Source organism: Micromonospora sp. CV4 (assembly GCF_003667455.1).
Taxonomy (GTDB): domain Bacteria; phylum Actinomycetota; class Actinomycetes; order Mycobacteriales; family Micromonosporaceae; genus Micromonospora.
Map to the genome: position 1 here is coordinate 1 of NZ_RCVI01000449.1, position 6300 is coordinate 6300.

Annotated in this window: 3 protein-coding genes and 1 pseudogene; 2 read left to right on the forward strand and 2 right to left on the reverse strand. The window is 74.5% G+C overall.

Annotation, left to right across the window (positions count from 1 at the left end):
• Positions 1–1670 (forward strand): ATP-dependent helicase C-terminal domain-containing protein (locus EAD98_RS30400; RefSeq protein WP_305035629.1); only part of this gene is annotated, 1670 nt, incomplete at its 5' end.
• A 6-nt stretch (positions 1671–1676) separates the two neighbouring features.
• On the opposite strand, the gene EAD98_RS30405 is transcribed toward EAD98_RS30400, so the two are convergent.
• Positions 1677–2402, reverse strand: coding sequence for a PP2C family serine/threonine-protein phosphatase (locus tag EAD98_RS30405; protein ID WP_121657375.1), 726 nt, complete (start codon positions 2400–2402; stop codon positions 1677–1679).
• A 270-nt stretch (positions 2403–2672) separates the two neighbouring features.
• Here EAD98_RS30405 and EAD98_RS30410 point away from each other — a divergent pair, with 270 nt between their 5' ends.
• Positions 2673–5282 carry a glycoside hydrolase family 9 protein gene (locus tag EAD98_RS30410; protein ID WP_121657376.1) on the forward strand — a complete coding sequence of 870 codons (2610 nt, stop codon included), beginning with the start codon at positions 2673–2675 and terminating at the stop codon, positions 5280–5282.
• Positions 5283–5460: 178 nt separating this feature from the next.
• On the opposite strand, the pseudogene EAD98_RS30415 reads toward EAD98_RS30410, so the two are convergent.
• Positions 5461–6105, reverse strand: a pseudogene (locus tag EAD98_RS30415) (HAD family hydrolase); the annotation flags it as partial.
• Between the last annotated feature and the right edge of the window lie 195 nt (positions 6106–6300).

Genomic DNA, 6300 nt, shown 5'->3' on the forward strand with positions numbered 1-6300 from the left:
TCGGCGCGTTGATCACCGTTCCGGTCTCCCGGGCCGCCGCCACGCAGCGGGCCGGCCGGGCCGGCCGGGAGGCCCCCGGGGCCGTCTACCGCTGCTGGTCCGCCGCGACCCACGAGCGGCTGCCCGCCCGTCCGGAGCCGGAGATCGCCACCGCCGACCTGACCGGCTTCGCGCTGGAGCTGGCCGCCTGGGGGCGTCCGGACGGCGTCGGGCTCGCACTGCCCGACCCGCCGCCGCCGGCGGCGATGGCGGTGGCCCGGGACACGCTGGCCACCCTGGGCGCGGTCGACGCGGACGGCCGGATCACCGGGCGGGGACGGGCCATCGCCGCCGCCGGGGCGCACCCACGGCTGGCGCGCGCGCTGCTCGACGGCGCCGGTCGGGTCGGCGCCGACCGGGCGGCCGAGGTGGTGGCACTGCTCGCCGAGGAGACCGCGACCGGTCCGGGCGACGATCTGGTCGCCGGCTGGCGCCGGCTGCGCGCCGGGGCGGACGCGGGCGCGACAGCGCGTTGGCGGGCCGAGGTACGCCGGCTGCGTGCCGCCCTGCCCGCCGGCTCCGCACCCGAGGGCCACGCCACCGATCCGACGGGCGGTCCGGAACGTGCCGGTGCCGCCAGGGGAGCCAACGGGCGTGCGAACGCCACCGTGGAGGCCGGCGGGCGGAGGCGCGCGGGCTCCGGTGGGCTCACCGACGACCTGGCCGCCGGGCTGCTGGTCGGGTTGGCGTACCCGGAGCGCCTGGCGCGGGTTCGGCGGCCGGGCGGTTCGGCGTACCTGATGACCGGTGGGACCGCCGCGGAGCTGGCGGCGGGGTCGGGGCTGACCGGGTCGGACTGGCTGGCGGTGGCCGTCGCGGACCGTACCCCCGGCGCGCCCTCGGCGCGGATCCGCCGGGCCACGCCCCTGGACGAGGCGACGGCCCGGGAGGCGGCCGGCCCGCTGCTGTCCACACGCCGGGAGGTCGGCTGGTCCGACGGGGACGTCGTGGCCCGGGAGGTGACCCGGCTGGGGGCGATCCTGCTGCAGGAGCGCCGACTGGATCGTCCGGACCGGGCGGACGTGGCGGCGGCGCTGCTCACCGGCCTGCGCCAGGACGGGCTGGGGCTGCTGACGTGGACCCCGGCGGCCGGGGCGCTGCGCGAGCGGCTGGCGTTCACCCGGCACCACCTCGGCGCGCCGTGGCCGGAGGTCAGCGACGAGGCGTTGCTCGCCGCCGCGCCGACCTGGCTGGGCCCGGAGCTCTCCGCCGCCCGGCGCCGCGCCGACCTGGCCCGGGTGGACGTGGCCGGGGCGCTGCGCCGGCTGCTGCCGTGGGCGCAGGCCGCCCAGCTGGACGAGCTGGCCCCGGAGCGGATCGCCGTGCCGAGTGGTTCCCGCATCCGGGTCGACTACAGCGATCCGGCGGCCCCGGTGCTGGCGGTGAAGCTCCAGGAGACGTTCGGATGGCCGGCAGCCCCGCGCATCGCCGGCGGCCGGGTGCCGGTGCTGCTGCACCTGCTCTCCCCCGCCGGCCGGCCGGTGGCGGTCACCGCCGACCTGGCGTCGTTCTGGCGCACCGGCTACCCGCAGGTCCGTGGTGAGCTGCGCGGGCGCTATCCCCGGCACCCGTGGCCGGAGGACCCGACGACCGCGACGCCCACCCGGCGCGCCACACCGCGCCGGCGCTGAGGCCGGCTACTCCTCCACCACGTCGGCCACCACGACGGTGACGTTGTCCGGCCCGCCAGCGTGCAGTGCCAGGTCGATCAGCTTGCCGGCGCAGGCGGCCCGGTCCGGGTAGCCGGCGAGCACCTCGGCGAGGGTGTCGGAGCGGACCACGTTGGAGAGCCCGTCGCTGCACAACAGCCACCGGTCGCCGACCCGGGGCACCATCGTCGCGTACGACGGCGAGACGTCGTCGCCCTGCAACGCCTGGGTGACCACCGCCCGGCGCGGGTGGCTGCTGGCCTGGTCCGCGGTGATGACGCCCTGGTCCACCAGCATCTGGACGAAGGTGTCGTCCCGGGTGACCTGTTTGAGCACTCCCTCGCGGAGCAGGTAGGCCCGCGAGTCACCGACGTGCGCGAGGGCGAGGCAGCTGCCGGTACGGGCGAAGAGCAGGGCGGTCAGCGTGGTGCCCATGCCCTGGCGTTCCGGGTCCTCGGCGACCGCCTGCCGGATCCGGGTGGTGGCCAGCGCGATGCCACCCTGGAGCGCGGCCACCAGGGCGTCCTCGGGGGTCTCCACGTCCAGCGGAGCGACCGCGTCGATGGTGAGCGCGCTGGCCAGGTCACCGGCCGCCATCCCGCCCATGCCGTCGGCGACGGCGACGAGCCAGGTCCCGGCGTGCAGGGCGTCCTGGTTTCCGCTGCGGATCAGCCCACGGTCGCTCGTTCCCACGGAACGCAGCTTCAGGGTCATGGGAGGCAGCCTGCCAGGCGAAGGGCGCAGTTGTCTCTAGGAGATCAGGACGACGACGCGTGGCGCGGCCAATCTCACGTGTCCACCCCGGCGCGTCGCGGCACCCCGGCCGGCGTGGTGCCGAGCCGACCGCCCTCGTCGGACAGCGAAAGCCATCCAGTCAGATCGATTGACACGGCCCACTGCCACTGGAAACATCGAGCCGATACCTGGGAGCGCTCCCAGGTATCCCCGCCACCCGTCCCCCCATCCGTCCCGGAAGGACTCCCCGTGACGCCATCCCGACGCCGCCTCCTGCTGGCCGCGGCGACCACCCTGGCCCTCACCGGCGCGGGCGCCGGCGCGGCCTCCGCCGACCCGCCACCGGACGCCCCCGAGCAGATCGACAACGGCGACTTCAGCGCCGGTGTGAGCCCCTGGTTCTCCTACGGCACCGGCGCGCTCGCGGTGACCGACGGCCGGCTCTGCACCACCGTCCCGGGCGGGCTGGCCAACCCGTGGGACGCCGGCATCGGCCAGGACGGCGTCCCGCTGATCGCCGGTGCCGAATACACCCTCGGCTTCGCCGTGTCCGCCACCCCCGGCGCCGCCGTCAAGGCCGTTCTCCAACTCGGCAGCGCCCCGTACACCACGTACGCCGCCGTGGACGCCACCGCCACCGGCACGGCCCAGCGGGTCGAGCAGACCTTCACCGTCCCGGACGACAACCCCGGCGCCCAGCTGATCTTCCAGGTCGGCGGCGCCGCCGAGACGCAGACCGTCTGCCTGGACGACGTCTCACTGCGCGGCGGTGAGCCGCCCGAGCCGTACGAGCCGGACACCGGGCCCCGGGTGCGCGTCAACCAGGTCGGCTACCTGCCCGGCGGCCCGAAGAACGCCACGGTCGTCACCGAGGCCACCGAACCGCTGCCGTGGCAGCTGCGCTCGGCCGCCGGGGCCGTCGTGGCCAGCGGCACCACCGCCGCGCGCGGTGTGGACGCCGCCTCCGGGCAGAACGTGCAGACGGTCGACTTCTCCAGCTACCGCACCCCCGGCAGCGGTCTGACGCTCACCGTGGACGGCGAGACCAGCCACCCGTTCGACATCTCGGGGACCCTCTACGACCGGCTGCGGGCCGACTCGTTGCAGTTCTTCTACGCCCAGCGCAGCGGCATCGCCATCGACGGGGACCTGATCGGCGACGAGTACGCCCGACCCGCGGGACACCTCGGCGTGGCACCCAACCAGGGCGACACCAACGTGCCCTGCCAGCCGGGCGTCTGCGACTACTCCCTGGACGTGCGCGGCGGCTGGTACGACGCGGGCGACCACGGCAAGTACGTGGTCAACGGCGGCATCGCCACCTACCAGCTGTTGAACACCTTCGAGCGGACCAGGACGGCGGCCACCGCGGCCGGCGGCGCCGGGCTGGCCGACGGCACGCTGCGGGTGCCCGAGCGCGACAACGGCGTGCCGGACATCCTCGACGAGGCCCGCTGGGAGCTGGAGTTCCTGCTGCGCATGCAGGTGCCGGCCGGGAAGCCGCTCGCCGGCATGGCCCACCACAAGATCCACGACCGGAACTGGACCGGGCTGCCGCTGGCCCCGCACGACGACCCGCAGCCGCGCGAGCTGCACCCGCCGTCCACCGCGGCCACCCTCAACCTGGCCGCCACGGCCGCCCAGTGCGCCCGGCTCTTCGCCCCCTACGACGCGGCGTTCGCGGCCCGCTGCGCGACGGCCGCGAAGACGGCCTACAGCGCGGCCAAGGCGCACCCGGCGGTGTACGCCAGCCCGACCGACGGCACGGGCGGCGGCGCGTACGACGACACCACCGTCACCGACGAGTTCTACTGGGCGGCGGTCGAGCTGTACCTGACCACCGGCGCGCAGTCCTACCTGACCGACCTGACCGCCTCGCCGCACCACACCGGGGACGTGTTCGACCCGCGGGGCTTCGGCTGGCAGGGCACCGCCTCGCTCGGCCGGCTGGACCTGGCCACCGTGCCGAACGGGCTGCCCGCCGCCGAGCTGACCCGGATCCGCGCCTCGGTCACCGCCGCCGCGGACGCGTACCTCGCCGAGCTGCGGCAGCAGGCGTACGGGCTACCGATGCCCGGGGACGCGGCCAGCTACTTCTGGGGCGGCAACAGCAACATCATCAACAACGCCGTCGTGCTGGCCACCGCCTTCGACCTGACCGGCGACGCCAGCTACCGCGACGGCGCCGTGCAGGCGATGGACTACGTGTTCGGCCGCAACGCGCTGAACATCTCGTACGTCACCGGCTGGGGCGAGCACGCGGCGCAGAACCAGCACAGCCGCATCTTCGGCCACCAGCTCGACCCGAACCTGCCGAACCCGCCCGCCGGTTCCCTCGCCGGCGGCGCGAACGCCGCCCTCCAGGACCCGTTCGCGGCGCAGCTGCTCGCCGGCTGCGAGCCGATGTTCTGCTACGTCGACGACATCAACTCGTACGCGACCAACGAGGTGGCGATCAACTGGAACTCGGCGCTGGCCTGGATCGCCTCGTTCCTCGCCGACCAGGGCGACGCCGGCGCGGTGCCGGCCACCACCTGCGCGGTGCGCTACACCAACTACGGCGCCTGGCAGGGCGGCACCGGGTTCACCGCCCAGCTGACCGTCCGCAACACCGGCGCCACCCCGGTCAACGGCTGGAGTGTGCGGTTCGCGTTCACCGGCGACCAGCGCGTCCGCGAGGCGTGGTTGGCGAAGGTCACCCAGGCCGGCGCCACGGTGACCGCGCGCAACGAGTCGTACAACGCCCGGATCGCTCCCGGCGGCACGGTGACGTTCGGCTTCAACGCCACCACCGGCGGCGGCGCCAACCCGAACCCGGGTCTGGTCACCGTCAACGGCGGGGCCTGCTCGCTGACCTGACCCCGTTCCTGGTGGCCGCCCTTGCGGGGCGGCCACCAGGAGCACCTGGTCACGCCGCCGGTTAGCGCGTCGCGTTGTGCGTCGCGTTGTGCGTCGCGTTGTGCGTCGCGTTGTGCGTCGCGTTGTGCGTCGCGTTGTGCGCCGCGTTGTGCCTCGCTTTGTGCGTCGCGTTGTGCGTCGCGTTGTGCGTCGCCACCAGGCTCGGGAGTTCGTCCAGCGAGTCGATGCGGAAGAGGCACTGCTCGGCCACCGTCGAGGGATCGAGGATGTGACCCCACGGACCGCGCCGGATCAGGCACGTCTTCATGCCAACCTCCAGGGCCGGGCGCACGTCGTTGTCGGGCCGGTCGCCGACGTACAGGATCGACGACGCGTCGCCACCGCCCTCGCGTACGACCCGTTCGAAGAACGCCGGTGACGGCTTCGCCACGCCCCAGGCGTGCGACGTGCCGATCACGTCCACAGAGAGGTCGAGAGCGCGCAGGGTCGCCTCCGCGTGGGCTGGCTGATTGCCGGCCAGGCCGACGAACAGGCCCTGGTCCTTCAAGGACCGCAGGCACTCTCGCGCGTCCGGGTACAGATCCTCCTCGGCGAACGACTCGGGCTGGCCGGCAGCCGCTCGGCGCTCCAGTTCGGTCGCGAGATCGAAGTCGGGCCGGAAGACCCGGAACGTCTCCTGCCAGCCAAGGCCCCGGGCGATCACCGCGCCGAACACCGCCGAGAACGTGTGCCGGGGAACGCCGAGCCAGTCCGCCCAGGTCGCGAACTCACGAGACTCGTCGAGAATGGTCCCACCGACATCGAAGAAGATGGCATCGATCACGTGATGTCCCCCGTCCCAGCCGATCATGCGTGGATCGTAGGCGGGGACACGACCGACCACCAGGTCTCATGATCAGGTGGCGAGTGGATGCGCGGCCGGCTGTCGGCGGCTGGCAGTCGTCGGCGGCGGCGGTCGGCGGCCGGCAGGCGCGGGTCGACGGCCGACGGCCGCCGCCGACGACTGCCAGCCGCCGAC